This is a genomic window from Vibrio sp. 10N.261.51.F12 (assembly GCF_041471725.1).
Classification (GTDB): domain Bacteria; phylum Pseudomonadota; class Gammaproteobacteria; order Enterobacterales; family Vibrionaceae; genus Vibrio.
The window spans coordinates 1-26,241 of sequence record NZ_JBFROV010000012.1 but is presented as its reverse complement, the minus strand read 5'-3'; the positions used below and the strand labels follow the sequence as shown (position 1 = coordinate 26,241).

Genomic DNA, 26,241 nt, shown 5'->3' with positions numbered 1-26,241 from the left:
GCAATATTATGAGTTTTACCGATATATTTATAAAACGTCCTGTTTTAGCGACCGTGTTGAGCTTAGTGCTATTAGTACTTGGTCTTAAAGCCTTTTCAGCATTGCAAGTACGCCAATACCCTGTGATTGAAACTGGCGTTATCACGATTACGACGACGTATCCAGGTGCCAGTTCAACCAGTGTACAAGGTTATGTTACACAACCGCTTCAGGCGCAGGTGGCGCAAGCTGAAGGCATTGATTACATGACATCGGAAAGTAGTCTCGGTAAATCTCTTATTACGGTAAACCTAAAGCTGGATTATCCGACAGATAAAGCATTGACCGAGATCTTGTCGCTGGTTCAACAGGTTAAGTATCGTCTTCCGGCAGGTACACAAGACCCAAGTATTCTGAAATCGACGTCTCAATCACCAATACTGTATGTCGCTTTCTCTAGTGACTCGTTGGAACCTCAGCAGATCTCAGATTATGTCAGCCGAGTAGTAAAACCGACGTTCTCTACCGTAGACGGTGTTGCCAAGGTTGATTTGCTGGGACAAAGTGACTTTGCAATGCGTATCTGGTTGAATCCAACTAAAATGGCGGCGCTAGGTGTAACGGCAAGTGATGTACAAAATGCGATTAAAGCAAGTAACTCTGTTAGTGCTGCAGGTAAGCTGAAAACAGATTTCATCGAAATTGATATTAATGCACATACAGATGCTTCTTCAATTGAAGAATTTAAACAGATTGTTGTTAAATCGGCGAATGGGCAACTCATTCATATCGAAGATGTAGCAAGAGTTGAGCTAGGTGCTAACACTTATAATTCACAAGTTTTGTTTAATGGCACTGGTTCTATCACTACGGCAATTAGTAATACATCAACGTCGAACCCTTTGACCGTAGTGACCGGCTTGTATGACGTTCTTCCTGGAATTACAGACAGTCTTCCACCAGGTATGCACGCACAGGTTGTTTATGATTCAACGAAATTTATTAATAGCTCAATTGATGAAGTGACGAAAACCCTTATAGAAGCAGCGTTGATTGTTGTCATCGTTATCTTTGCATTCTTGGGCTCAATGCGAGCAATGATCATTCCGCTCGTGACGATTCCGTTGTCATTGATTGGCTCATTATTTTTGATGATGACGCTTGGGTTTAGTATCAACCTGTTGACGTTGTTAGCGATGGTACTCGCGATTTCACTTGTGGTCGATGATGCGATTGTTGTTGTAGAAAATACGTTCCGTCATTTGGAAGATGGTACAACGCCAATGGAAGCGGCTTTAAAAAGTGCTAAAGAGATCGCAGGCCCAGTCGTATCGATGACGCTTACTCTTGCTGCAGTATATGCGCCTATTGGTTTCATGGGTGGGTTAACCGGTAAATTATTTACTGAATTTGCCTTTACGTTGGCTGGCTCAGTGCTGATTTCAGGCTTTATCGCATTGACTCTGACGCCAATGATGACGTCTAAACTACTTAGCCAAAAAACCCTTGACGGAAAAATGGTTAAGAAAATTAATGGTGTGATTGCTGGTCTGACACGTCATTACGAGAATATTCTTACTGTTGTACTTAAAAATCGTCTGTTAGTTTGGCCTTTAGTGCTGACATTCTTAGTATCGCTAGTCTTTATGTTCACGCATACATCGAGTGAACTCGCGCCACAAGAAGACCAAGGCGTTGTACTTGTTATGGGGCAAGGTCCATCGCAAGCGAATACGGATTACTTAGCACAATTTACTCAACCGCTTGACGAAACAATTCGTCAATATCCAGAAACAGAAATGTCGTTAATGGTTAATGGTTACCAAAAAGACTCTAAGTTCTTTGGTTTAGGCGTGTTAAAAGACTGGGGCTCACGTGATGCTTCTGCTAAAGACATCATGACGCGTTTCCAAAAAGATACGGTTGATTTTCCGGGGTTACAGGTGTTTACCATCTCACCTCCCGATCTGCCTGGTACCTCACAAGGGTTGCCTTTCCAGATGCTATTGAAAACACCAACTGGTACGTACCAAGAGTTATATCAGTACGCAGAAAAGTTAAAAGAATATGCAGTAAATAGTGGCAAATTTATCTACGTTCAGAATGACTTAGAATTTACGAAACCACAGGTAGAACTTACTATTAACCGTGATAAAGCCGCGTTAATGGACGTCAATGCCCAAGAGATAGGTAATGTGCTGACACGTTATGTGAGTGAAGGTTTCGTCAACTATTTCGCTCTAGATGAACGCAGCTATCAAGTAATTACACAAGTTGAACGCGGTGATCGTAGTTCTTGGAATGATATTGACCAGTACTATGTACGTTCAAACAACGGCACCATGGTTGCTTTATCGTCATTGATTGATATTAAGCAAAGCGTACAGCCTTCAGCGGTTGACCAGTTCCAGCAACTGAATAGTGCAATGATAGAAGCGAAGATGATGCCAGATGTGAGTATTGGCGAAGCGTATAAAGTGATGCAGCAAGGGGCTAAAGAGATCTTACCAAGTTCTTATTCTACCGATTCATCAGGACAGCTACGTCAGTTCGTGCAAGAAGGGTCATCACTTGTTGCAACCTTCATGCTGGCTTTAGTCATTATTTACTTAGTACTAGCTGCTCAGTTTGAAAGCTTTAAAGATCCGTTGATTGTGTTAACCAGTGTGCCACTTTCTATCTTTGGTGCGATGATTCCGCTTTATTTAGGACTTGATACCTTAAATATATACACTGAAGTAGGGCTGGTAACCTTGATTGGTCTCATTAGTAAACACGGTATATTGATTTGTGACTTCGCCAACCAATTACAAGCTGAGTTTAATGGCGATAAGGTTGCAGCAGTGAAAAAAGCAGCAGCAGAGCGTCTTCGTCCTGTGTTAATGACAACGGCGGCGATGGTAATAGGCGTCGTACCACTGCTAACCGCGGCTGGCGCTGGTGCAGAAAGTCGTTTCTCAATTGGTCTTGTGATTACAGTTGGCATGACGATAGGCACATTGTTTACCTTGTTTGTTGTACCGACGGTATACACGTTCCTTGCCGATGATCACAGTGGAAAAACTGAAGGGTAATGGAGCAAAAAACTAAACCAAAGTAACTCAATACAAAGCACCAAGGAGGGTGCTTTTTTTTGTCACGGCTATTCATGACCATGGCCTCCCTATCTTTCTTTCCGTTTTTCGATGACATGCAGCATTCCTGAAAGCACCATTGAGATATTTACTGCTATTACTGCCGTTTATCAACTATCTATTTTCACTCCCGTTTATCATCTATTATCACTTCCGCTTATCAATGCTCAATTTCTGTTAAGTATGTTCTAAGAACGTCAGCCGTATCCGCCTCAACAAAGATGATTGCTCGACGATTGCTGAGAACGAAGCATTCATTAGTCTTTTAAGTCTCTCCTTTATCTTTCTTCTAATAGATTATTTTAGCGGGTGAATCTTGTTTTTATCTTGATAAATCAATTGGTTATTTATTTTCATCTTGAGTTGTTTGCCTTACTTCTATCGCCGTTTCCCTGTGTAGTTGTAGGTATTTATGTCGATAGGCTGTTCAATGATCAAACGGATACATAATGAAGTCATACTCATTATGTATCCAAAAGGTGCTTCCATATGCTGATGACTAGCGATTGAGCAATGCTGTGTTTAAAGAGGTAACGTTGTAAAGCCCGCTATAAGAATAAGCTGAGTCGACGTGTTCACGGTACTTTGATATTGGTTGAATGGTCCTGGAAAGGAAGTAGGAACCATTGTGAACGAGTGCCTAGTGAAACAAAAACGTGTTGGGGTTACGGGGTACAGTTTCTTTTTTTATTCATACGGTGTAGAAGGAGCAGTGAAATAGCTTGAGAAAATCGCAATCATCGAGCAAGAGAAACTAGCTATAGGCGGGGGATATAACAGATGAGGAGTGGTGCTCATTAGTAAGCAAAAAAAAAGCCCAGCTTAAAGTTAAGCTGGGCTTTTTAAATGTGATAAATTAATAAAAGGTTACTTTTGCTGTATATCCCATACGTTCAGATTGATTTAAAGCATATTGATAGAAGTCAACACTAAAATATTTTGGTTTATCTTTGTTAATACGAGAAGCTATTTTTTTCTCCAAATCATCAACCGAGTTAAAATCATAAGCATTGAAAGTAAAACCTGGTGTTAGATCCAATTTATTGGCTGTTGACTCTGTAATGTACGATTCGCGAAAATGAAGAGATAAGTAATCATGGTAAGTTGCTATGATGCTATCTTCATTAACGGAAATATAAGTGAAATCAACATCTCTAAGTGTTTTTGTTTGCAGTGCTGCCATTGCATTATCTATTTTTGTTTGGTTTTCTTCTTGGCTATTAGTGTTTGCCATAACAGAGGTTGTTGCAAGAAGACAGAAAGGGAGTACATATTTTAACATTGGTAAATACCTTTTTATAGTGAGCCTTATTAAGGCTTGGTTAATTTTTTAAATTCTAAGTGGCGTATGATGTAATGCCTACTCGTGGTTATTTTACATGAATGGATGTTATATAAATAATGAGTGTATAATACTTATTTCAATTGGCGTTTTATTTTTATTTTATAGTGGGTTTGATATTAAATTTAATCGCAAGTATTAATAGTGTTAGTGTTTTTTTTATATTTAATATTGTTTCTTCTTATGGTGTTGGCTTGTGTGGTGTCGTAATTATTGATTTTATATCAACAGCTTGATTTTTAATTGATAAGAAATTTAATAGCTGTTCCTATAATTTTTCTATTGTGGATTATTATTTTAGCTAAGTATGTTTTTTAAGTTATTTTCATTATTAAAATGTTGTGCATAATTCACTCCTTCAAAAACACTGTCTATTATTAACACTTGAGAGAGAACATAGAATGAAAACAAAAATACTAATGCTAACAATCATATCAGTCTTATCTGGTTGTGCGAGCTCACTGCCTAAAGAACAGGAGATGGCATCTTTACATGGTGGTTATACATATAAAGAAATGGATTACAGTAAAGACGAGAAAGGGTTGTTTTGGCGTTCGGCGGAACTAGGCAATACGCAATATCAGAACATTATAGTCGAAGACGTGAATGTAAATCTAAGTAATGGTATTAAAAACAAGATCAAAGTTGTTGATTTGGATTCGTTTGAGGAAAATATCAAGTCATCGCTGTCGGCTAAATCAGAAAAGTTGTTTCCAAATGACAAAACGGCCGACCACCAAGCGACGGTAGACGTTAATATTATTGAAATTGAAGACATTGGTGAAGATGTTAAATTCAGAGAAATCATTCCAATTGGTGGCGTGATCAGCCTAGCTAAATATGCAGCAGGGACTCGTGACCGTTCAGTAAGAATAGTTGTTGATATTGATGTTAAAGATAAATCGGATGGGCACCTTCTTGCAAGGCGAGTATTTGTTGTCAATAACAATGGCGTTCTAGAAAATGAAGATTCAATGATTACCGGTAAAATCCTTGAGTCAGACGTGAATAAGATCACCGAGCAAGGTGTCAGCTTCATTTTGCACACGTTGTATATGTAAGGCGGTCTCATGAAATTATCTACTCAACACTCAACACTATGGTTAGTGATGCTAGCATCACTTCCAACCTCGGCTTTCGCTGCAGGAAGCGATAATTATTACACGACGGAAATGGATAATTGCATACTGCAAAAAGTTCATATGAGTGTTGAGCAGGATGATTTAGAAGAAATTAAAGCGCAATGTCAATCTGAAAGCTCTCATGTTGTACCGTCGAGGCGTTTGTTGGAAGAGAGCAGTGAAAACAACCCTTTTGTTATCACGCCTTACAGACAAAACTATATTTTACCTATGACAGAAATGAGCCAGGTTAACACGGCGCCTTATTCATCGGACATCTTTGATGGTAAAGCCGATGATTTGAAAAATGAAGAAATTAAGTTTCAACTTAGCTTTAAAATTCCATTGATCGAAGATGGTGTTTTTAATGACCAGGACCGCGTCTACTTTGGTTTTACGGTAAAATCATTTTGGCAGGCATACTCTTCGGAGATATCGGCACCGTTTCGTGAAACGAACTATCGACCAGAAATTTTTTACGAAACCCCTTTACCGATTGAAAGTACCAATGGTACTTGGTTCTCCCGTGTAGGCTTTGAACATGAATCAAATGGACGTACGCAAGATTTAAGTCGTAGCTGGAACCGTGTTTATACAGGAATTGGCTACGCTGAAGATGATTTTATGCTGTACGTCGAACCTTGGTATCGTATCCCAGACAATGATGATGATAATCCAGATATCGAAGATTATATGGGGCACTTTGAACTGACGTCGGCATATAAATATGAAAGCGTAGAGTTTACCGGTGTCGCACGGTATAACTTTAGTACAGGGTATGGTGGAGTAGAAGCGGGGATGAGCTTCCCACTATTTGGTCGAGTTCGAGGTTACGTTCAGTACTATCAAGGCTATGGTGAAAGTTTGATTGATTACAATTACAACACAAAACGCATTGGTGTTGGTATCTTGCTAACGGACATACTTTAATTACATCGAAATATTTGGTCATAAACGCCCCCTTACAGTGAGTCTGTAAGGGGGCTTTTTTATAAGTGGCGATCATAAAGTGCTATCATTTCATATGCGAATACGTATCTTCTTCAATACCTGACATAGCGTAACAACGATGGCATCGCCGTTAGTGCCATTGTCGAAACATGAGTAAAACGTCAGTATATTTTTGTGGCAATCCTAGTTTTTTGAATGGGGCTTAATGGCCGTCTAACCTATGGAAAAAATGAAATCTTCCCGCTTTGCTTTTTGATCTAAAGCCTCAACGTCCGCATTATCCACCTTCCAGGCAGCTTCATTACGTTAATACAATCGATTGTAAAAATAAGACAGTATCAAAGCACCGGGATTCAGCGTGCTTTAAATTTCTTTAAGACACAATGGAGTGATATTTTCTTAACGTCGGAAAATTCCTCGCCCTGTAGGCTATGAACTTAGGGAGATCACTATCCCTTTGCGTGGACTCTCGTTAAATTGCAATTCAAAGAGACGAAAAATAACCAGGAAGCTCGTGTACTTTCCGTCTCTTGTTGACTAGAGAACCCTGTCTTTTATTGTATTTACACACCTAGTATACGTTGTAAAAAAGTCGAAGGTATCAATATCAAACCCTGCGATGATCAAGCGAACGATATTGCAGGTGGTCGTCATATCGTTGGCTGGATGTTGTCTTATCCAATCAATAGTTGAAACGTTTGGCTTTGCTTGTTTTACGACAACAGAATGGACGTTGGGTTGTTGTCACGCTACTGCGACAGCCTTACATCATTTTTTGATGGGCAGAAATAGAGTGACTTTTTGGGCGCAACGAGGCCAATGTCTTGGATTCATGCTTGATAGAACCATTCGAAATAATGAGAAGTACTCCTTATATTCATCATCACTTTACAAGACGCTTGTTTAGCCAGCAGTAACAGCTTGAATCTACTTCTGTTAAGGCTCTCAGAGGCGCATGGTTGTGAGTAGGTTGACGACACGTTCGTTCATATACTTGGTATGAGTGTTTCGCTATATCGATAGCCATAGACTTTCATACCGCATGGACTTATTTAAATACCCCCTGAAGAAAGGAGGTTTCATATATCGTGAAAATATGGAGCGCAGCAGGTATGCAGTTCATTGAAAGCTGCCGATGAGCCACGTTACATCAATCCACAGAGTGCTTGGTCAAATTCGGTTTTAAGGGAAAAACGGCTATTTTTGTGCCGGGAGTGATACGTTTGGGGAGACGGGGAAGGGTCAAAAACGAAAAAGTCTCTTACCGAGGTAAGAGACTTTTGAATAAAAAATGGTGATGGTGATGGTGATGGTGATGGTGATGATTAGTAAACCAGCACCATAATCATACCGATGAGCGTTAACAACGTGTTAGATACCGCGTATGGAACGGTGTATCCAAGCATTGGGATATTGCTGTCGGCTTTGTCTGCGACCATGGCAACTGACGCGGTACTGGTTCGAGCTCCGCCACACACACCTAGATTAAGAGCAGGGTGGAACTTAAAGATGTATTTACCGATTAATGGTGCAAGCAACATAGGAATTGCCGTAGCCGCTGCACCAAGCAAGAATAATTCTGGACCTGCGCTTTTCAGTCCTGAGATAAAGCCAGGGCCCGCTGAAATTCCAACAATAGCAATAAAGATATTTAGGCCGACAGAGTTCATAAACCATTGTGTTGGTTCAGGTAATCGAGCAAACGTTGGGTGAACAGAACGTAACCAACCAAGCACGAGACCACCAATCAGTACGCCACCAGAGACAGAGAGTGTCACAGGTGCGCCTGAGATATTTACGGTTAATGCGCCAATTAAGCCAAAGATAACGATGAACAAGCCAACCCAAACCATGTCGGTTTCTGTGGTGGTTCTATCGACATGTCCTACTTCTTTCTCTAGACGACTTGTGTGAGTTTTTGTACCGGTAATACTAAGAACATCGCCTCTATGGATATCAGTTTGAGCAAGCAACGGTACTTCTTGGCTTGCTGCGCCACGAGTGATTTTGTTCAAGAATACACCGCGAGTGTAATCTTCTCCAGCTAGGTCGACTAAGGTACGGTTAGCAAACTTTTTGTTGGTTACCACTAGATCAACCGTTTCTAGTGGAAGGTTCTCAATTTCTGCGTCACTGACTTCAGTCAGGTATTGTTCGGCGTGGATTAACGCATCAACGTGTCCTGATATCGCCATAAGATCATCGCTTTTAAGCTGAGTCTTCGCATCGAAATCAATCAATTGTCCTGCTCGTTTTAGTTTCTCAATAAACAAACGCTCTTTTTGATGTGCCGTTTCAAAATCACCAATTGCAATACCATCAAGCTCGTGTGACGCCATATAAGTACGAGACTCTGTACGGTGCCAGATGTGTTGAATACCTTGTTCTGGCGTGCCTACAGACATTTCTTTTTCGTAATCTTTACAAGCCTGCTTAAGATCGGTACCAATTAACCAAGGACCGAGGTAAGCCAAGATCATGCCAGTACCGATGGTACCAAATAAGTAGCAGATTGCGTACGCCACCGGAATTTGGTCAAGCATTTCTTTAGCATTGCTCAGGCCTGAAGAGTTGATCGCGTCAGTTGCAAGACCAATCGACGCTGAAATCGTTTGAGCACCCGCCCACATACCAGCGGCCAGGCCGACATCGAACCCCGCGAGTTTTGCGCCTGCATACGTTACTGCAAAACATAATGCACAAATGACGACGGCGAAAATAGCTTGAGGTGCCCCGTTTTTGGCCACGCCACGAACAAACTGAGGACCTACGCCATAGCCGACGGCAAATAGGAACATGGTAAAGAATATGGACTTAACTTGGGAAGAAATTGTGATATCAAGCTGACCAATCAGTACACCAACAATTAATGTCCCCGTAACGGCACCTAGGCTGAAATGCCCAAACTTGATTGCGCCAATCCAATAGCCGATCCCCAGAGTGAGAAAGATGGCAAGTGTTGGATGTGCTTGCAGTACTTGTACAATCCACATCGGCTCAGCGGCTGCGTCAGCTGTCGCGTGTACGTCGGCGGTTGATGCTTTTTGTTGGGTAATCGAAGTCGAAGGGTCCGTAGCCTGCTCTTGCGCTTGCGCAGGGCTGAACATACCAATCTCGGGTAAGCCTTGGTTACCATCAATGGTAAGGTTACCTGCTAGCATGAAGATGGCTAGCAAGCTTAGAAAGAGGTGCTTAATGAATTTAGTAGGATATAGCGTCATAGTAAGTGCCAATGTTATCTCTGATTAATTGAATGTTGGACGGCGAATCATGGGTACCCGTTGTCAGGTAAGTGATAACCTGACAACTGTCCCGACACGCTCAATAGGTTTTATTCTGTTTTTGTCAATACGATGAGCCGGCCTAAGCAAGCCTCATCGCGTTTATCACTTATGAGTGGTTGAAAGAGCTTGCTGATTCCTCATCGACAGAGTTAACTACCGGGAACTTGTCGAATTTTTCGATAGTTCGTTTCAGGTCTTTAACGAGCAGGTCAACCATGTCACGGCTGACACCGTGACGGATTAGAATGCGCATGATCACGAGATCTTCACGATTAGATGGCATAGAGTAGGCGGCAATCTGCCAACCACGAGCACGAATAGAATCGCTTAAGTCGAATAGGTTAAAGTTTGCGTCAGCATCTTTTTTCAAGCTAAAACTCATTGCTGGAATACCACCACGGCCATCATAGATAATGTCAAATAAACCGAGCTTAGCGACTTCATCTGATAGGTATTGTGCTGAGTGGTAACAAGCATCATGAATGCGCTTGTAACCGTCTTTGCCTAAACGTAAAAAATTGTAGTATTGCGCAACAATCTGACCGCCAGGGCGAGAGAAGTTAAGCGCAAAGGTAGGCATATCACCACCTAAGTAGTTCACTCTAAAAATAAGATCTTCTGGGAGATCAGACGCTTCGCGGAAGACTACCCAGCCCACACCCAGTGGTGCTAGACCATATTTATGACCAGAGGCATTGATTGATTTCACTCGTGGAATACGGAAATCCCATTCAAGCTCAGGGTCACAGAATGGGGCAATGAATGCGCCGCTCGCACCGTCAACGTGAATTGGAATATCGAGACCCGTGTCTTCTTGAAGTTGATCTAAAGCATCTGCGATTTCTTGAACCGGTTCGTACTGACAAGTAAACGTGACACCGAGTGTTGGCACTACGCCAATCGTATTTTCGTCACAGCGTGCAAGTACTTCTTCAGCGTTCATCAACAAACGGTCACCTTCCATAGGAATTTCGCGTAGTTCAATGTCCCAGTATTTTGCGAATTTGTGCCAGCAAACTTGTACAGGGCCACAGATTAAGTTTGGTTTGTCGGTTGGCTTGCCTTCTTGGCGACGTTTTTCGCGCCAGCGCCATTTCATCGCCATACCACCAAGCATTGCTGCTTCACTTGAACCTGTGGTTGAGCAACCCATTGTGTTTTCTGGATCCGGAGAGTTCCAAAGATCCGCTAGCATATGTACACAGCGATTCTCGATTTCAGCCGTTTGTGGGTACTCGTCTTTATCAATCATGTTTTTATCGATGCATTCATCCATAATTTTATGAATATTGTCATCTACCCAGGTTTGGCAAAAGGTTGCTAGGTTCTGTCTAGAATTGCCGTCTAGAATGAGTTCATCATGAACAAGTTGATAAGCGGCCTCTGGGTTTGATTCATCACTAGGAAACTTATATTGATCTAAAGAGGAATCTAGTAATTTGTCAGCAAATACATCATCGATTGAAAACGTGTTGTTTTTAGTCATTAGTGTGTTTCTCCGGTCTATATATTATAACAAGTAAGTTCTGTCTGTTTTCTAGAGCTGTGTCGTAGAAGTCGAGATGAATTATTACGTATGTTGAAAATAAAACCATAACCATATAATAATCATTGAATAATTAACTTCTAATGAATAGATAAAACCCAAATAATGGTGATAAATAAGAACATTATTTTTTGTGTATGATACCGTTGATGATTAGTTACCGACAGTAAACGGTAAGTTTCTATCTCGATTTATACTATCAACTTGTTTAAATTGGAGGTTAGATGGCAAAAGGGGGTGTTCTTTCATTACTAAGGCAGAAGGAAGTAGACAGAATGATAAGTGAGTTTTTGGTTGTTAAACGCTAGGCTTTTCATTGTAATATGACAATAAATGAAAAATAAGGCTTTAAAAACAACAGTTTAATTTTATTTACTATAGAGTTTTTATGTTTTTTTTATGCGCTATAAATTACTTTATTTCTTAATCAACCTAAACTAGCTCCCAAGTTGATTCAGTAAGTGCGACGAAATAAACAATGTTGCTATCAGGTAGTACTACTGCCTTAATATTGAATTTAAGTTAATACAACAATGAATAATGAAAGGTAGCATGATGAGTGACCATATTCTCTTTGACTATATATACATACCTGGTTTTATGGTGCTTGTTATAGTTGCTTTAGCAATATTGTTTGTTATCAAATATACGGTGGGTGGTTTGCTTAGAAAAGGTAAAGTATTTAATCCATCTTTAAGTGAACTATGTTTAGTGATTATTATTACTGGGCAACTTTTAATGATAAAGGTGGGTTAAGTGAAAGCGTTTAGAATTTTATTACCAGTGGCATTAGTTGCGGCTGCCGGAGTGACCTGTTACTCGTCTTGGTCTGCGTATACTGAGTCATTATGGACAAGAGATGCAAAAGTACACGTTGAGATTGCCGAGATATCACCTCAAGTATCAGGTGAAATTGTGTCAATTTTGGTGAGCGATAATCAATATGTAAAAGCGGGTGAGTTATTATTTAGTATTGATGATGCTGATTATACCAATAGTGTTACACAAGCAAAATTTGCAATGTTGAAAGCAAAAGCTGAACTGGAAAAGTCTAAAAATGTTTACCGCAGAGATTCAAAACTACTGAAACGAAAACTGATTGCTGAAGAACAGGTTATCTCGGAAAGGCTTCAAGTTGCTGTAGACAAAGCAGAGTATGACCAGGCAAAAAGTGGGTTAGCGAAAGCCGAATTAGATTTAAGCCGTACTCAAATCGTAGCGCCACAAGATGGTTATGTAACAAATCTTAATCAACGAGAGGGTAACTTTATTAATACGGGAGAACCGTTTGTTGCGTTGGTTGAAAGCGATACCTATTACATTTTGGCATACTTTACCGAAACAAAAATTAAAGGATTGAAAGAAGGCGCAACGGCGGTTGTTCAACCATTCTCATCTGATCATTCATTTGAAGGGAAAATTGAAAGCGTTGGACGAGCCATTATCGACCAAAGTGCTGATAGTTCTGGTTTGATTACTAATGTAAATCCGACCGTACCCTGGGTAAGGCTAGCACAGCGTGTCCCGGTACGTATTAGCATTCCGAAACACGTTGTTGAGAATGAAAGGCTCATTGCGGGTACGACAGTTTCAGTGGATATTAGATAATGTTGATGAATTGGGCGCGACAGTGGTCAAACGTCGATTCAATGATGTTTGCCTTTCGTTTCTGTTTTGCAGTGTTTATGGCCTGGGGCTTATCGCTATTGATGGACTCGGACACAACAGGTACTGCGATGGCCACTGCTGCCATCATACAAATAACCGGCAGTCGCGGGGCAAGCGTAAAAAAATCAGCAGCTAGGGTTTTAGGGACGTTAGTTGGCGGGATTTATATCCTCTTTATTGCTAGTGTGACTTTGATAGATTCCTGGTTATACAACTCATTCTTAATCGTTGGAATTGTTGTTAGCTTAGGCATCGCCTCGTATTTTCATCGTCGAGTTTCTTACATGTTCGCGGTCGTTGGGATTACGCTATCGCTGGTTGGTTTCCCTGTTGCAGCTGAAGCGGACATGACAAACTTATTTGATCTTGTTCAGGTTCGATGTATTGGAATCACGTTCGGTATTTTAATGTCGATGATCGCCAGTATGGTGCTCCCTTACTCAGATAATAAAACAGAGCTATTTTCGGTCAAGCAATACACAACATCATTCTTGCGTAATGTTTTCCAATCGGAGTCAGCAGCGACAACAAAGTTAACGTCAGCGTTCTTAAGCTTCGTTGGTAAGAAATGGCTGGTGGTCGATGATGAAATTTATGGAAGTGATCAAGCAAAGCAAGAGAAGCTACAGAGTCGAGCGACATTCTATGATTGCATCAATATTGGCATTCAAGCGATTGAGTTAAAGAAGTTGGGTAATGCCATCGGTGTGACACCAACACTATGGAGCATTTTAGAGACAGGTTCCTTTGAAACAAAGATTGATGATGCGCTGATAAGTCAATGGAATTTAAAGCAGCCCCAGCTCATTACCTTGTTTACGGAACAGGTCAGATTATTCTCTCAGCGTTTAGCCGAGTTTGATCAACATCACAGTGTATTTGAATACGGTTCTAACCTGCATGTTGATGAGATTGGAAATTTCACTGATGGCTATGTAGTAATAAATAACATGGTCCGAGCATCATTGGCGTTATTCACATTGTCATTTGTCTGGATCGAGCTGCAATGGGAAAGCGGCATGACCGCGATGATCATGGCGGGTATGATGATCTCTGCATATGCAGCGAACCCAGGAGCGGAACGCGCAATGAATGCTAATTTTTATGCACAGTTTATTGCAGGTACGTTTGGTTTCATTGTTACCTTTGGAGTAATGCCAATTGGTTCTCCATTACTTGTTTTTGTTGCGAGTTTCATCGGTGTGTATCTAATGGCCTACTGGTTCTGGCAAAGTAAATCCATATTTAAAATAGTGTGTATGGTGTCGTTGTTTTCTTGGACAAATCTAGTGCCTACTACAAGTGCACCAACCTATGATTTCGAGCAGTTTTTGAATACGGTTGTGGCGAACATGACTGCATTAATCGTTCTTTGGGCGGTATATGAAATAGTACCGTCAAGAAAAACGGCCGTCGTCATTAGAGACCGATTACGTCTATTGACTAAAAAACTCAAAACAAAAGATACAACAGCACTAAGTACATTTAATGTAAATAATCTAATTTTGACAGCATATTCGTATCTTATTGAAGATTCGGATAGTAAGACAATTAAGAAACTACTCTATGTGAAATCACTATTGAAGATTTTAGATACTGAAAGTGTGACGGCAGATGAACAGGCGTTATTGATTACTTCTATAGATAATGACTTTTCTAGTTTCATTAGCAATGCCGAATTGAAAAATATGATGAGTGATAAATTTAACACCGCAGCCGATGAAGACTATAAATGGTTTACATTATGTAAGCAGTTTAACGAGCTCTATAAGGAGTTAAATAAACGCTAGAGCCAAGGATTGATGGCGATGGTTTATGGAAATGAGCAATGTGCTTTTATCTCGAGTTGCTGTTTTAAGTTTTTAGATTAGAAGCTCTATAAGTTGACGGGCTTTTTTATTACGAAGGCAGCCAATATAGATGAAAGGCGGGTAGTTTTGGGTGTTAAAACTCAAGCTACTTCTTTCTAATATGACGATAAATGAAAAATAACGCATTAAAAACAGTGGCTTAATTTTTATTCCTATGGGTTTTTTATGTTTTTTTTATACTCGGCGAATTACTTTATTTCTTGTTCCCCCTAAACTAGGTCCCAAGTTGATTCAGTAGATACGACAAACATAAATATAGCGTTATCAGGTAGACACACTGCCTAAATACTGAGTCGAAATATTATTTTCGATACCGTATATCAGAGGAAAAAACATGAAAAACGTTGCTATAAGTCTAGCAATATGGATGTGTCTGGGCGTAAGCCTTGCTCATGGAAGTGACATTAAGTCTCCGCCACTAAGAGGTGATGCACAGGCCCCAATTCAGTCTTTAGGTTTATCAACCCAATTGAGAAGTGGCTTTTCAAATGATGAAACAGAAGTGTTCGCCAGTTATAACATTGGCAGTGTGTGGGTGACGGGGGATGATTTTAACCTAGATTACTATCAAAATAAGATGACAACAGGTATTCAATGGTCTCCTGCTGAGAAATGGAACCTAGAACTGAAGTATCAGTACGCATGGGCCAAAAACAACCACCTTGATGGCTTGGTTAAGTCGTTCCACAATGCGGCAGGACTCAAATTGGACGGTCGAGATGATGTCGAAAACGATAGTTTTAACATCGATAGTAATACCTATGATGTCCACAACAATGATTTTGAAGGTGATTCGCTAGAAAGTGCGTTGTCTTTATATGCGCAATATTCACTCTATGAGACAAAGTACCAAGCCTTGTCAGTCGGTGCGTCGCTGTACTATAACAACCAAAGTGATTATGAATTTTCTTCTGCAGGTTTTGACCAAAATTTACAAGTAAACTGGTCTTATGCTAAAGGCGGTCATTCGTTCCACTCAACACTAGGTGTGGTGCATCATGCCAGTAAAAATATAGATGAAGACTTATATTTTAAAAAGTTCACTGTAGAGGGCGCAGTTGGATACGGATATCGATTTTTGTCAAATCACGAAATATTGGCGGAGTACCATGTTTATCAAGGAACATTAAATCAAACGGCTTTCTCAGAAAACGTCAATGAAGCGACGTTGGGGTATCGTTATTATTTCTCAGATACTGTCCTTGAACTATCAGGAACTGAGAACCTATTTAACATGGATAATTCAACAGATATCGCGTTTACGCTAGCACTAAGACATTACTTTTAAGTGGCACCATTAAAGATGAGTTAATAGTCATTTTAGATTTGTTCAATTTATTAACCCAACCGCGTATGAGACATTAGGTCCATCGCATTTTATGAATAAAAGAGAAAAATTATGTTTAAATATCTACTACCAGTATTATTTGTTTTTTCATCAGGCGTTTATGCTGAATCTTTACAACACATGTCATCGGTTGACCACAACGATCAAAAAATGGAACAAGCGATGAATGACATGCAAGAGGTCAATCTTTCGGACGATACTTATATTACGACTGATTCCAATGAAAACTTCAATGTGACGGATCGTATTGAGACCTTATCAGCTAGCTTTAATAATACTTACATTACAAAAGACGAAGCTAAGGCAAACGGTTTAGAAGTAGTGAAGGAATTCACGGTTAACAGCACTGCGAACTTTGATGGATTGATTAAACAGGTTGAAGAAAAAATTAATGCAGATGAACCGGCTTTCTTCTCAGTGTCGTTATCTCAACACGGTATCGGTGATATTGAGCTGACTGATTACGTTGCACGTGTCGTTGAATATAAATAATAGAATACAATTAGAGAGATTTAATCATGTCAAAACAACATACTAAAATGGCAACTCATGAAAAAATGGTTCGTGAATACGGGGATGAACACGAGCATAAACATAACAAGGACCATCTAGAGTTTCAAATGAAAGACAGTGAAGAACATCTACACTTACACGGCGGGCATAACACGCATAAGCCATCGCATCACCACCATAAGACAGCGCATACTGAATTGCATAAACGTAATCACAATAAAACATAAGCAAAGTAACGGCTTGTAATTGTTATTGCTTATCAGCTTTTTAGGATAGCGATAAGATTAAATATATTTGGTTTTGTGCAAAGGGATTCGTGATTTTATGGAATGGCACTCTAGTGTTGTCAACGCATAAGCGTGTAACCAAACAATAACGCCACTCTCATACCAATAAGAGAGTGGCGTTAGTCATTTAATGTAACGTCTATTTTGATATCAAGGCATTGTTTCTGCGGGTCTCGGTGACCTCAATAATGGGAGCTTACTTACCCAGGTTTTTTCGCTTTGTGCCTTTTCGTAACCATAATGGTAAAGTGCTTTCAAATACTCAGGATCAAAGAACTTACTGGCTTGAGGCTTAACCGTAAAGTCATCATTAACATAGGTCAGGAATAATGTTGCCCCAATTTTTTTTGTCACATACATCTCTCTAAAGATATCTCCGCGAGTTTGTTCTAACACTAGATTATCAATACTTCTGGTGGCTAAGCTGACGGTATCATCGGAAACAAACTCAAACTCTGCTTTTAAACGTCCATTTCGAATAATATAGACCTGTGGCGGTTCGTCATACCCTAACGCGTGGACCAATTTTGTGAAGTCAAAGCCCACTGGGTCAAAGAATAGCTGACTGGACAACCCCCCATCGACGTGCATTTCTTCAAGTGCTTTCCCGTTTACGGTAACAGGGACAAATTGAGGCGGGAAAACACCGGGTATCGAAGAGCTGGCAGCGAATATTTGACGGATGAGCTCATTTTTGTTCGGCAAATCACTGTTAGCTATGCGACCTATGTTCCATATCATCTGTCTACCTGAATCAAAGTGAGTGGTGCCGATCAGCATCCTTTTTCCGGTCATGTGTTGCTTGGCTATTTGGTCTATAAAATCATCATCATAGGTTTTTTGAACCATTTGGTAGAAACTGTTTCCTTCAGAAAAAGCATCACCAAATAGTACTTGAAGGATACTTGTGCCTCCCAGCATCATACTGTCGTCAAGGCCGAGCATGACGTCTCTTAATTCGTGATATTTGTCTCCACCGACATACACGAACGGCGCAATCAGCGCACCCGCACTGACGCCTGTTATTAGAGAGAATTCAGGTAACTCACCTTGATCACGCAAACCATTTATCACGCCTGCGCCAAAGGCACCTCGGGGACCCCCTCCAGAGAGAACGAGAACATTAAATTGGCTCCCTATTACCTTGGGAGTGCTCGGTGAGTTTTTCAACGTTTCGATCGTTTTCTGATCAATCCCTTGTTTGGGGAACGTTTTTAGATTTGAGGGGACTTCGTCACCCCAAAAGCGATAAGGTTCGTTTTCCAAATCGACGACGTGTTCAAGGGGACCGATTTGCGCTTTTAAATAATTAGATTCATCTACTCGTAGTGATTCTGTATGGGGGCTACTCGAGCACCCGAGAAGAATCAAAGATATAACAATAATGGCTATCTTCTGCATTGCGAGGTCTTTCCCATCATAATTAGACTAATCTTATAGTCATCTAAATATAAGATTAGTCGTTGCCTCAGAAAATAGGCAACAACATTGTAATTATGACGAATAAACAGAGTGTTAGATCCAACATTGTAGAGGGTGAATCAAGTGGTGAGAATCAGTGATCAAAACAATTTTATTTACTTTACGCTTTCACTTATTCTCATTTTGGTGATAGGGGCGGTTGTGAAGGAAATCGCAGGAGCAGAGTTAGAGTTTCTATTGAAGCCTGTGCTGCTAAATAGTTTCGTGATTTGCTTAATGAGTATGAAGTTTAGTCAGAAATGGTACATTTACCTTGTCACAATCAGTGTATTGATGACTGGGGTAATTATCATTCACACGTTTTCAGGATCAGAGCTCGCGAATACCTCTATGCTAATTCTTATGTTGGCATTTTTTTATGGCGTCTTCCATTCTACTGCCCATCATATTTTACTTTCGGATCGTATCGACAACAATAAGCTCATCGGTTCTATCGCACTTTTTCTGGTCATGGGTCTGGGCTGGGCTGCACTCTATCTACTCATACTCGAAGTCAACCCCAACGCTATTTTGGGCGTAGAACCTGCTAGTTCTTGGGGCAATAACTTCTCTGAGATGACCTATTTTAGTTTTGTCACGCTAACCACTTTGGGTTATGGAGATTACAGTCCAAACAGCCCTTTGGCGGAGGTCGTCGTTTATCTTCAAGCGATTACAGGGGTATTTTACATGGCGGTTGTTGTTTCTGGGTTGGTCAACGCCAGAGAAAAGTAACGCAAGCTAATTTGATACGATATTCTTTGGCGGTGGATGAGGCCAGGTGGTCATCGCAGCGAAACGTAATGATAATTTTTTTATAAGAATAGCCTGCAACTATTTGAAAAAAATGGTTTATTTAATTTTTATCCAACGCATAGTGCTCTATGATAATTCTTGATTGCTAATGCGTTAATATCAAAACCTCTTAAATAATAGTTAGTTGACAGGAACCAATATGTATTACGTTCACCGTGGCTTCCCTTATGGAAGGGCGGATTTTTTTCCCCAAGATAACAATGTTACATCGATGTCACAGGGCGATACTTTTAATCGAGCCAGATCACCTATTTACAATGGCGTTACTTTTAAATCCAGCGGTACATATGCCACAAAATTCCGCGGTCTTTTGAGCGGTTACGGTGATGAGGTGCGACGATGAGCTCCGTAAAAGCCAGTAAACATAGTCTCTACGCGATATTTCACAACCTTATGTCTATCATTTTTGCGTGTGGTTCGATTGTGTATGCGATGAGCGCTATCGTATTTGTTGCGGGTAGTTTTATTGCGATGGTTAGCCTTAGCATGGCTCAAATGATGATACGGACGATACAAAGAACCCCACTGCAAGTGGGGTTCAAGAATCAACGCTAGCCTTCGGCGTTGGTTAGTTCAATGTCATTTTTAGCTTGCTGCTGGTTTGCGGCAGCAAGCATCTTGCGAATGGCAGCAGAAGCAACAAATGCGATGCCAACCATGACAACCGCAAGGATTGTCAACATAGAGAAGTAGTCACCATATACTTTTTGCACAAATTCTTGTGTGATTTCTTGTCCTTTTTCTGCCGCAATCGAGGTAGAGAAAACCGCGCCTACGATACCAGACAAGGCAATAGCGACCGAAAACAAGCTCACTGAGAAGTTTTCGATGTGCTTTGGTGCCACCGATAAAATGAATGCCACCACTAATGAACCAACAATGACCTCTGCAAACGCTTGGAAGAAATGAATAACCAAGAACACTTCAGGACGAATGATGACACTGTCTCCCACATTCTTAACGGCAAACGCGAGAATACCAAACGCAATGGCCGTTAAGATAAACGAAAACCCAATTTTAGTCGCGGTGGTGAAGTGAATGTTACGCTTTTCCAAACCAGAGAATGTTGCTGCAATAACCGGTCCAGCGACAATACACCATAATGGGTTCATCGACATAGATGCCTCTGGTGCGATTGGGATAAGGCCAAATAGATCACCGCGCATTGTGTTGATCGTTACCATCGTCATCGACGTCATCATTTGCCCGTAATAGACGAAAAACGCGGTCGTAAGTGCGGTGACAATGAGGATAGTGCCCATACGTAACGCATCGGCTTTTTCGGCTTTTAACATTAATGATATGAAGTATCCAATCGCGGCAAGTCCAATCGCGTAAACAATGTTCTTACCAATATCCATATTAGAAAACATGAAAAATACCATGCCAATCATGGCTAATGATGTCACACCAAATAACAGCCAATTTTTTGTTGATACGGGGGCTTGGTCTATCTCTGCGCCTACTCCTTGCAATTGCTTGCGGAACATGATGAGCATGCATAAAGCGGCAAAGGCTAAGATCCCTGATAAAAGGAAACTGCCGTAGAAGCCAATGACAAGAACAAACATTGGGAACAGGTATTGACCGAGTAAGGCACCTACATTGTTGACAGAATAATTAACAGGGTAACCGTTTTCGAAATCTTCTTGGCTTTTGAACGTGCGCTTATAAAGGCTAGGATAAGAAGGGGACATTAAGCCACGTGCATAACTTGCTAAGGCGATACCCGCGAGACTCATGGGTATATTGACGGTAGAGGCACCAAGCACCAATAGTACATAACCTGCACTGAAACCAAAGTAAGCAATGGTGAGAGACCGATAGGCGCCTAAGAATTTATCGGCAATAAAGCCGCCGGCAATGGCAAATAACGGCCCAATGGATGAGAAAGCACCTACAACCATCATCGTATCAGCTTCGCTGTATCCCAAGTTTTCTAAGAAAAATCGCGTGAGAATGACCATGACACCATAGAACGACAGACCAAACATCATCTGGCAGAGCATCATGGATTTATTGAGCTTGTTCCACATAATAAAATCCTTAACTTTAAAATAAAACTGGTTTTTAAAACCATTTTTATAATAACAGACAAGATATGTTACATATTGATGTGGGTCGATATACTGTGGACGTGAAGCACGAGAAATTCTAATCCAAAGCGTTAGTTTTTCTGTCGTTGATACACGGTCATTAAGGTGAGGTATTCTTGAACAATCGTTCATGTAAAAGAAAGCCCCTGTAGTTTAAGTACAAGAGGCTATATCTAAGTTTTCTAATTTTGGATGAAAAACATTGAGTTCTGTTTTCTTATTCTGCTGGTAATGGTTTTGGCCCAATCACGGTTTTACCAAACAACTAGCGGTTACAGCACTAACCCACCATCAACCGCCAGCACCTTGCCGTTATAAAAATCATTTTCAATGATGAACTGCGCAGATTTTGCGATTTCAACATCTTGGCCAAGACGTTTAACCGGTGCCATCTGTTCGAGGCGAGTCAGTGCTTCAGGCTTCATTGACGCTGTCATTGCGCTATAGCAAGCCCCTGGCGCGATAGCGGCGGCGCGGATGTTATAACGAGACAGTTCTTTTGCCCAAACCATGGCCAATGATGCGACGCCGGCTTTTGCAGCACTGTAGTTGCTTTGACCCATATTGCCATCACGTGCGACAGATGAAATATTGATAATCACGCCTTGTTGATTGGAGCGAATCATCGCTTTTGCTGCTTCTCTACCGCACAAAAATGTGCCACTTAGATTCACATTAATCACGGCATTAAATTGTTCAAGCGACATCTCGTTTAATATTTCTCCGTCTTTTGCTTTTATCATCAAACCATCGCGCAATATACCGGCGTTGTTAATCAAAACATTGACTTTGTTAAAGTCATTTAATATTTCGTTGAAGACATTAACGGTTGCGGCTTCATCGGTAATATTGGCGCAGTAGGTGCCTATTTTGGTGCCGTTTGCTTGAAGATCGGCAGCCGCAGAGACCAGTTGTTCTTCATTGCTGTCAATGATAGCAATGTGTGCGCCTGCTTTAGAGAGCATGTTCGCTGTAGCAAAGCCAAGGCCTTGTGCGCCACCTGTGATGACGACAACAGAATCTTTAATATTCATGAATCTTCCTTTGGTTATTGAGTTGCTGAGTCTCACTGTATGTTTTGGAGACAATTATTATTAGAATAATTTTTTGTTTGAATTTCGTTATATCTCGCCACTATTTATTTATTTGCTAAATAACATAAGAAGAAGAAATTATTTAGACATAATGGCGAGTGACTATTTAAGTGTAAGCACAAAACGTTCAGTGAAAAGCAAAAATTTTAGACGTTGAGGGCATGTTTGTACTGGACCTAATGAGCAAGCATTGGCGCGACTCATTATTTTATTCTGGTCTTACCACTCGGTATTTTCATCTTGGAGAGTCGGTGTCACCCTTGTTTTCACTATTTTGACAATGATTTTTTAAACTACGTTGATTTAGCATAGAGCGATTCAAAGATAGAAATTTACTTGAAGGAGGCAAAAAAGGTGAAATGACAATGATATTTGCTCAGGGAATGTTTGTTTAAATTGAGGGTTAAAATTACCCCAATGAGATGTAAAATCATCACTGGGGTAAGAGGAGGTGCTTAACTTTCACTATCGAATGATAGAAGAGCTGCTATTACGCGACGCGAGTCAGGTCCTGTGAATCTGGTTCATTCGTCAGGGTTTGCTTCATATCATGGCTAAAGTGATCGACCTGAATAGCACGATAACGCAGTGCATCAGCAGCAACGGTCTTATCCACTTCTTCTTGGGTCAAAACGTCGGCTTCTAATGCTTGCTGTAGTCGATCGAAAAGTAATCCTTTTTTCGCAACTTTCCCTGCTTTGACACCTTTAAAGAGCTTTGCTTCGAGATCTCTTATGTTATACATCGCGATGAATGCTCGTTCCATAATACCGACGTTGTCATCCTCATGTTCACCGATATAGCAAAGGTGCGTTAGACGATCACGGTCTTCCCCCGGGATCATCAGCTTTTCAGCAATCTTAAGACTTAAGCTGTCAGCCGGCTGTTTGAAGTGATTGCCAATTGGGAATAGCAGTGCCTTCAGTGTTTTTCCGGCAAACCCGCTTGGGAAATTGCGATAGGCTTCGTTTAACGACTTAGCGGCGTGGTAGAAACAATGCTCGGCGGCATAATGCACATAATCAAGATCGGCGGCTGGTTGTCCCTCATCATGGAATTTTTTCAGTACGGCTGAAACCAAGTACAGGTACGCCAAACCATCGCCTAATCGAGCTGAAATCAACTCTTTACGCTTTAGTTGCCCGCCAAGAGTGAGCATTGCAAAGTCAGCACTCACTGCTAATGCCTTACTTAAACGCTTTAACCTCTTATAATGACGTGCCGTTTCACCGCTAACAGGAGAAGACGTAAATGCGGAGCCAGTCAGGGCAGCAAACAAACCGCCTATGGAGTTTTTCGTGGCATGACCGATGTGCTTGAACAATAAGTTATCGAACGCTTTTACACCTTCTTCGTGGTTAGGATTGGCCGCCGCTTCCATCTCTTGTAAGACATAAGGATGACAACGTGTTGCCCCTTGACCAAAGATCATAAGGTTACGTGTGAGTATATTCGCCCCCTCTACAGTAATAGAGACTGGCATGAACATATATGGGGAAGCGAGGTAATTCATTGGACCACATTGGATAGCGCGGCCAGCATGAATATCCATTGAATCATTTAGGATAGTTCGTGAGATTTCCGTCATGTGGTATTTAGCAATGGCGGTAACGATTCCTGGGGTTTCGCCCATATCCAATGATGTCGTAGTCAGGGTGCGGTTGGCTTCAAGAAGATATGTCATACCCCCGATGCGACCCATAGCCTCTGCGACACCTTCAAATTTACCAATCGACATCCCGAACTGTTTACGCACATAAGCATAAGCACCAGTTGTTCGTGCTGTTAAATGACCAACGGCTGTGCCAAGTGCTGGAAGTGAGATGCCACGCCCAGCCGATAGACATTCTACTAACATTCTCCAGCCACGACCGGCGTAGTTTGCACCACCTATTAGCCATTCCATCGGGATAAATACGTCATTACCGCGAATAGTACCGTTCATAAAAGCAAGGTGCATCGGGTCATGGCGTTCCCCAATGATAACGCCATCGTGGTCAGTTGGAATTAACGCACAGGTAATGCCAATGTCTTTTTTATCACCCAATAGCTGCTCAGGATCTTGTAACTTAAACGCGAGCCCCATGACCGTCGCAACAGGCGCCAATGTTATATAGCGTTTATTCCAGCTTAGACGAATACCGAGTACTTCTTGACCTTCGTGCATGCCGTAACAAACCGTGCCAGTATCCGGAATACCACCAGCGTCAGAGCCCGCTTCTGGCCCCGTAAGTGCGAAGCACGGTGTATCCGTACCGTTGGCGAGACGTGGTAACCAATAATCTTTTTGTTCTTGTGTACCGTAATGAGACAGGAGTTCGCCTGGCCCAAGTGAGTTGGGGACCATAACGGTAATCGCGGCATTCATACTACGCGATGCAATCTTAGATACGATGGTCGAGTTAGCCAGTGCAGAAAAATGACGGCCACCATAGTCTTTAGAAATGATGAGAGAGAAGAAGCGCTCTTTGCGCAGATACGCCCATACCTCGGCAGGGAGATCGCGATCTTCTTTGACCATTTTATGATCATCAAGCATCGACAGTAGGGTTTCAAGCTCGTTATCGATGAATGATTGTTCTTCTTGTGTCAGTGTCGGTTTTGGATACTGATGAAGGGTCGAGAAATCAGGGTTACCAGAAAATAGTTCACCGTCCCACCATACGCTGCCCGCTTCCATTGCCTCTCTTTCGGTAGCGGAAAGGGGTGGAAGTACTTTTTTAAACAAGCTAAATGCAGGTTCACTGATTAATTTTTGGCTGATGAAACTCATAAGTACTGTTCCTTGTGTTCAATTGAGTCATTGTTTATGACTAGAGCGAATGTGTATGCGCTAGCGCAGGGGGGTAAAGGTGCATAGCGGCTTAAAAACGGACCACGAGTTGATGCACATTGGTTTAAAGTGAATGTGTATGTTGAGTGCATTTAGCGTTTCTCTATATTGGAAGGCGCTAAAACACCTGCAGACAGATAAGGGATGAGGCGATCGATGATGCCTTCGACGTCCGCGTCGTGTTGATCAAATGTACTGGATGCGATTTCGGTGAGTGCCTTACTCGAACCGATGGCAAAAATAAAGGTACCCAGAGAAAAATGAAGGCGCCAAAATAACTCAGCGTCATCCATGTCGTCGCAACACGAGCGGACGGATTCGACAAAAAGGTCTAAGGTGCTTTTATATCGAGTTAAAATGAACCAACGTAAGTGCCCTTGAATATCGGAGTAGCCTTTACTCAGGAGCAATAAGAAGCGGTTCATGCCGTTAGCCTTGATGTTATTTAATGAACACAACGGTGCCTTGATTGCATGGAATACATCATCAAGGTTGTAGCTTTCCCTTTGATTTAAACAGAGCAGCGATTCGTTAATCGCTGGCATCAATTCGCTTAAGTAGCGATTAAGTAATTGACGAATCAAACTCTTTTTATCACCAAAATGGTAGTTAACTGAAGCCACGTTGACTTTAGCCTTACTGGTTAGAGTACGTAATGATGTTCCTTTATATCCATGTTCAGTAAATAAAGCCTCAGCAACATCTAAAATTTTATCTCTTGTTTCTGTTTTATATTCCATGCGATTAAAACACCTGTATTAAACACTCGTTTTAATACTATCGGTTAAAAATTAACACAACAAGTGATTAACATCATGTTTTTAAATTTAACAAGCGGTAGCGGTTTTATTTAACGATTAACTATATGAAACATAAGTATTTTTATCTGTAAATTAT

At 41.1% G+C, this 26,241-nt stretch carries 19 protein-coding genes; 11 read left to right on the top strand and 8 right to left on the bottom strand.

The features are described 5' to 3' along the window. Positions 1 to 8 precede the first annotated feature (8 nt). Entirely contained in the window at positions 9 to 3,053 is a 3,045-nt protein-coding gene (locus AB4405_RS06165) for an efflux RND transporter permease subunit (protein ID WP_372060068.1), read from the top strand. Between the two features lie 916 nt (positions 3,054 to 3,969). On the opposite strand, the gene AB4405_RS06160 is transcribed toward AB4405_RS06165, so the two are convergent. Then, positions 3,970 to 4,395: a hypothetical protein gene (locus AB4405_RS06160; RefSeq protein WP_372060067.1), complete on the bottom strand. Its 426-nt coding sequence runs from the start codon at positions 4,393 to 4,395 to the stop codon at positions 3,970 to 3,972. Positions 4,396 to 4,856: 461 nt separating this feature from the next. Between AB4405_RS06160 and AB4405_RS06155 the strand changes: the two genes are divergently transcribed. Both AB4405_RS06155 and AB4405_RS06150 read left to right on the top strand, forming a co-directional pair. Further along, positions 4,857 to 5,516, top strand: coding sequence for a DUF3313 family protein (locus AB4405_RS06155; RefSeq protein ID WP_372060066.1), 660 nt, complete (start codon positions 4,857 to 4,859; stop codon positions 5,514 to 5,516). A 9-nt stretch (positions 5,517 to 5,525) separates the two neighbouring features. Continuing rightward, the gene (locus AB4405_RS06150; protein WP_372060065.1) at positions 5,526 to 6,506 is read left to right on the top strand and encodes a phospholipase A; all 981 of its coding nucleotides are present in this window, start codon (positions 5,526 to 5,528) and stop codon (positions 6,504 to 6,506) included. 1,346 nt (positions 6,507 to 7,852) lie between these two features. Here the strand turns inward: AB4405_RS06150 and aspT are convergent. Beyond that, positions 7,853 to 9,748 (bottom strand): aspartate-alanine antiporter, encoded by a 1,896-nt coding sequence (aspT, locus tag AB4405_RS06145; protein WP_372060064.1) that lies wholly within the window; start codon positions 9,746 to 9,748, stop codon positions 7,853 to 7,855. 169 nt (positions 9,749 to 9,917) lie between these two features. Beyond that, positions 9,918 to 11,297: a glutamate decarboxylase gene (locus AB4405_RS06140; protein ID WP_372060063.1), complete on the bottom strand. Its 1,380-nt coding sequence runs from the start codon at positions 11,295 to 11,297 to the stop codon at positions 9,918 to 9,920. Between the two features lie 612 nt (positions 11,298 to 11,909). Between AB4405_RS06140 and AB4405_RS06135 the strand changes: the two genes are divergently transcribed. From AB4405_RS06135 to AB4405_RS06110, 6 genes are all read left to right on the top strand, one after another. Next, positions 11,910 to 12,113 (top strand): hypothetical protein, encoded by a 204-nt coding sequence (locus tag AB4405_RS06135; RefSeq protein ID WP_372060062.1) that lies wholly within the window; start codon positions 11,910 to 11,912, stop codon positions 12,111 to 12,113. Continuing rightward, complete coding sequence (locus tag AB4405_RS06130) at positions 12,114 to 12,965, top strand: efflux RND transporter periplasmic adaptor subunit (protein WP_372060061.1); 852 nt, start codon at positions 12,114 to 12,116, stop codon at positions 12,963 to 12,965. It abuts the gene before it with no gap. After that, positions 12,965 to 14,815, top strand: a complete 1,851-nt coding sequence (locus AB4405_RS06125; RefSeq protein ID WP_372060060.1) for an FUSC family protein — start codon at positions 12,965 to 12,967, stop codon at positions 14,813 to 14,815. Before AB4405_RS06130 ends, AB4405_RS06125 begins: the two co-directional genes overlap by 1 nt. 415 nt (positions 14,816 to 15,230) lie before the next feature. Beyond that, positions 15,231 to 16,184, top strand: coding sequence for a DUF3187 family protein (locus AB4405_RS06120; RefSeq protein WP_372060059.1), 954 nt, complete (start codon positions 15,231 to 15,233; stop codon positions 16,182 to 16,184). Positions 16,185 to 16,295: 111 nt separating this feature from the next. Continuing rightward, the gene (locus AB4405_RS06115) at positions 16,296 to 16,736 is read left to right on the top strand and encodes a hypothetical protein (RefSeq protein WP_372060058.1); all 441 of its coding nucleotides are present in this window, start codon (positions 16,296 to 16,298) and stop codon (positions 16,734 to 16,736) included. A gap of 26 nt (positions 16,737 to 16,762) precedes the next feature. Then, complete coding sequence (locus tag AB4405_RS06110) at positions 16,763 to 16,984, top strand: hypothetical protein (RefSeq protein WP_372060057.1); 222 nt, start codon at positions 16,763 to 16,765, stop codon at positions 16,982 to 16,984. Positions 16,985 to 17,194: 210 nt separating this feature from the next. Here AB4405_RS06110 and AB4405_RS06105 read toward each other — a convergent pair whose 3' ends face one another. After that, positions 17,195 to 18,445 (bottom strand): patatin-like phospholipase family protein, encoded by a 1,251-nt coding sequence (locus tag AB4405_RS06105; RefSeq protein ID WP_372060056.1) that lies wholly within the window; start codon positions 18,443 to 18,445, stop codon positions 17,195 to 17,197. A gap of 144 nt (positions 18,446 to 18,589) precedes the next feature. On the opposite strand from AB4405_RS06105, the gene AB4405_RS06100 reads away from it, so the two are divergent. After that, positions 18,590 to 19,240, top strand: a complete 651-nt coding sequence (locus tag AB4405_RS06100; RefSeq protein ID WP_372060055.1) for a potassium channel family protein — start codon at positions 18,590 to 18,592, stop codon at positions 19,238 to 19,240. Between the two features lie 420 nt (positions 19,241 to 19,660). Next, entirely contained in the window at positions 19,661 to 19,876 is a 216-nt protein-coding gene (locus tag AB4405_RS06095; RefSeq protein WP_372060054.1) for a hypothetical protein, read from the top strand. Here the strand turns inward: AB4405_RS06095 and AB4405_RS06090 are convergent. The 4 genes from AB4405_RS06090 to AB4405_RS06075 all read right to left on the bottom strand — a co-directional run bounded on the left by AB4405_RS06090 (position 19,873) and on the right by AB4405_RS06075 (position 26,084). Beyond that, positions 19,873 to 21,357: a peptide MFS transporter gene (locus AB4405_RS06090; RefSeq protein WP_372060053.1), complete on the bottom strand. Its 1,485-nt coding sequence runs from the start codon at positions 21,355 to 21,357 to the stop codon at positions 19,873 to 19,875. The genes AB4405_RS06095 and AB4405_RS06090 overlap by 4 nt on opposite strands. Before the next feature lie 332 nt (positions 21,358 to 21,689). Then, positions 21,690 to 22,451, bottom strand: coding sequence for an SDR family NAD(P)-dependent oxidoreductase (locus tag AB4405_RS06085; RefSeq protein ID WP_372060052.1), 762 nt, complete (start codon positions 22,449 to 22,451; stop codon positions 21,690 to 21,692). A 550-nt stretch (positions 22,452 to 23,001) separates the two neighbouring features. Continuing rightward, positions 23,002 to 25,284 carry an acyl-CoA dehydrogenase gene (locus AB4405_RS06080; RefSeq protein ID WP_372060051.1) on the bottom strand — a complete coding sequence of 761 codons (2,283 nt, stop codon included), beginning with the start codon at positions 25,282 to 25,284 and terminating at the stop codon, positions 23,002 to 23,004. A 152-nt stretch (positions 25,285 to 25,436) separates the two neighbouring features. Then, the gene (locus AB4405_RS06075; protein ID WP_372060050.1) at positions 25,437 to 26,084 is read right to left on the bottom strand and encodes a TetR/AcrR family transcriptional regulator; all 648 of its coding nucleotides are present in this window, start codon (positions 26,082 to 26,084) and stop codon (positions 25,437 to 25,439) included. Positions 26,085 to 26,241: the final 157 nt, after the last annotated feature.

Coding starts and splice junctions, on each gene's coding strand:
- AB4405_RS06165 (WP_372060068.1), top strand. CDS start 9: ATGAGTTTTACCGATATATTTATAAAACGTCCTGTTTTAGCGACCGTG.
- AB4405_RS06160 (WP_372060067.1), bottom strand. CDS start 4,395: ATGTTAAAATATGTACTCCCTTTCTGTCTTCTTGCAACAACCTCTGTT.
- AB4405_RS06155 (WP_372060066.1), top strand. CDS start 4,857: ATGAAAACAAAAATACTAATGCTAACAATCATATCAGTCTTATCTGGT.
- AB4405_RS06150 (WP_372060065.1), top strand. CDS start 5,526: ATGAAATTATCTACTCAACACTCAACACTATGGTTAGTGATGCTAGCA.
- aspT (WP_372060064.1), bottom strand. CDS start 9,748: ATGACGCTATATCCTACTAAATTCATTAAGCACCTCTTTCTAAGCTTG.
- AB4405_RS06140 (WP_372060063.1), bottom strand. CDS start 11,297: ATGACTAAAAACAACACGTTTTCAATCGATGATGTATTTGCTGACAAA.
- AB4405_RS06135 (WP_372060062.1), top strand. CDS start 11,910: ATGATGAGTGACCATATTCTCTTTGACTATATATACATACCTGGTTTT.
- AB4405_RS06125 (WP_372060060.1), top strand. CDS start 12,965: ATGTTGATGAATTGGGCGCGACAGTGGTCAAACGTCGATTCAATGATG.
- AB4405_RS06120 (WP_372060059.1), top strand. CDS start 15,231: ATGAAAAACGTTGCTATAAGTCTAGCAATATGGATGTGTCTGGGCGTA.
- AB4405_RS06115 (WP_372060058.1), top strand. CDS start 16,296: ATGTTTAAATATCTACTACCAGTATTATTTGTTTTTTCATCAGGCGTT.
- AB4405_RS06110 (WP_372060057.1), top strand. CDS start 16,763: ATGTCAAAACAACATACTAAAATGGCAACTCATGAAAAAATGGTTCGT.
- AB4405_RS06105 (WP_372060056.1), bottom strand. CDS start 18,445: ATGCAGAAGATAGCCATTATTGTTATATCTTTGATTCTTCTCGGGTGC.
- AB4405_RS06095 (WP_372060054.1), top strand. CDS start 19,661: ATGAGCTCCGTAAAAGCCAGTAAACATAGTCTCTACGCGATATTTCAC.
- AB4405_RS06090 (WP_372060053.1), bottom strand. CDS start 21,357: ATGTGGAACAAGCTCAATAAATCCATGATGCTCTGCCAGATGATGTTT.
- AB4405_RS06085 (WP_372060052.1), bottom strand. CDS start 22,451: ATGAATATTAAAGATTCTGTTGTCGTCATCACAGGTGGCGCACAAGGC.
- AB4405_RS06080 (WP_372060051.1), bottom strand. CDS start 25,284: ATGAGTTTCATCAGCCAAAAATTAATCAGTGAACCTGCATTTAGCTTG.
- AB4405_RS06075 (WP_372060050.1), bottom strand. CDS start 26,084: ATGGAATATAAAACAGAAACAAGAGATAAAATTTTAGATGTTGCTGAG.